The sequence below is a fragment of the Halalkalibacter alkalisediminis genome, from assembly GCF_028610705.1.
GTDB classification, from domain to species: domain Bacteria; phylum Bacillota; class Bacilli; order Bacillales; family Bacillaceae_D; genus Halalkalibacter; species Halalkalibacter alkalisediminis.
This window is the reverse complement of record NZ_JAQQWT010000118.1, coordinates 1-1290: the sequence shown is the minus strand read 5'-3', so window position 1 is coordinate 1290 and position 1290 is coordinate 1. Positions and strand designations below refer to the sequence as shown.

The 1290-nt window shown below is 39.5% G+C and carries 1 protein-coding gene; it reads left to right on the top strand.

Going from position 1 to position 1290, the window contains the following annotated elements:
• Window positions 1-188: 188 nt before the first annotated feature.
• Window positions 189-1290, top strand: a 1102-nt coding sequence (locus PQ474_RS26110) for an IS110 family RNA-guided transposase (RefSeq protein WP_273848502.1), incomplete at its 3' end; no start/stop codon positions are given.

Here is a 1290-nt window from a genome sequence, read left to right as displayed (position 1 = left end):
CAGTAGCCAGGGGTAAAACGTAACTGCCCGTGGGGCTTTGATCCCGTCAAGTAAACAGTTTGCCCCCTACTTGTAGAAACATGATTGAGGCTGGTTGGGACCTAGATCTCGTATAACAAGCGAAGCTGTGACACTGCAAGATGAAATTAGGGGTACTGGCAAATTACAAGTTTAGGAGGAGATTTAGAATGAATCCAGTCATAGGTCTGGATGTGTCAAAAGGGGAAAGTCAGGTTCAAGCTTTTTTAGATAAGGGAAAACCATACCGTAAGAGTTTTAAAGTTAGTCATACCTTGGAGGGGCTTGCTTCCCTTGGAGAGTTCCTTGAGAAAGTAAAAGAACAGTCAGGTGTAAAACCACCAATTATTCTAGAGTCAACGGGGCATTATCAAACACCAGTTGTTCATTACTTAGAGGAGCGTGGGTACTTATTAATTATCATTAATCCACTGATTTCTTATAAAGCGAAAAGTTCGAGTTTAAGGAAGGTTAAAACCGATGCGGTTGATGCTTATCACCTCTGCGAGCTGTTTTACAAGGAAGAGTTAGAACCCTATAAAAAGCGTGGAGTTCAACTCTTAAACCTTCGTAATCTAACAAGACAACATGAAAATATTACAGGGACACTTATTCAAACTAAATTACAATTTCAAGCCATTCTTGACCAAGTGTTTCCTGAATATAGAGGCGTTTTTGGTGATTTGTATTCGGTGGTTTCTCTCTTAACTTTATTAGAATTTCCATCTTCGGAGGACATTCTAAACGCAAGTGAAGAGACACTATCTGAAAAGATAAATGAGCTTTGTAGAAGTCGTTCAATAAGGTGGGCAAATGAAAAAGCGAATGAACTTATAGCTGCGGCAAAACGTAATCCATTTGAAAAAACTGTTTATCAGAGCCATCTTTTAAGCCTTGATATGTTTATCAACATTATTCTTCAATACAAAGAGCACCTATCAAAGTTGGAGTCAGAGATAGATGCCCTTGCCAAAGAAGTTGAGGAATATACCATTATCAAATCTATCCCTGGTATTGGAGAAAAAATCGCTGCAACGATTATCTCTGAAATCGGTGAGATAGATCGATTTGATAATCCTAAGAAACTTGTGGCTTTCGCTGGTGTTGATCCTAGTGTATTCGAGTCTGGTAAGTTTACAGCTACCCAAAACCGAATTACGAAGCGTGGTTCAAGTAGGCTTCGCCATGCGTTATATATGGCAGTCCGTTGTGCTATTCGCGATTGTCGCAAGAAGAAGACGAGTGATGAAATCATTCCTCGCAACAAAAAAT